At 62.9% G+C, this 385-nt stretch carries 1 protein-coding gene; it reads left to right on the top strand.

What is annotated here, in order from left to right; genetic code table 11:
* Positions 1-385 (top strand): condensation domain-containing protein (locus tag ISP15_RS18385; RefSeq protein ID WP_404549452.1); only part of this gene is annotated, 385 nt, incomplete at both ends.

The raw sequence follows: 385 nt of genomic DNA, 5'->3' as shown, positions 1-385 counted from the left end.
TGCGCACGCACGTGCTGGAAGCACTCGACCATCAGGAGCTGCCATTCGAGAAGCTGGTCGACGCACTGGGATTGTCACGCTCGGCGGATGCCGTGCCGTTGATCCGGAGCCTGTTCTCGGTCATCGCGGAAGCTTCAGGGCATGCCAGCGATGAGGGGAACGACGGTTTCGAGGAATTACCGAGCGTTGCCGCGGGCCCGGCCAAGTTCGATTTGACGGTGATGCTGGTCGAGCAGGGCGATGGTCTGCTCGCGGAAGTGCAATACGATCCCAACCTGTTCGAGCGCGCGACGATCGAACGGCTGATGCAGCGCTACCGAAGCCTGCTGGAAGCGATCGTCGACAGGCCATCGGCCCGGATATCGGCGCTCCCGTTGCTGTCCGA

It is taken from the genome of Dyella jejuensis, from assembly GCF_044904675.1.
Classification (GTDB): Bacteria; Pseudomonadota; Gammaproteobacteria; order Xanthomonadales; family Rhodanobacteraceae; genus Dyella_B; species Dyella_B jejuensis.
The sequence above is the reverse complement of the archived record's forward strand: the minus strand, read 5'-3'. Positions and strand labels throughout refer to the sequence as shown.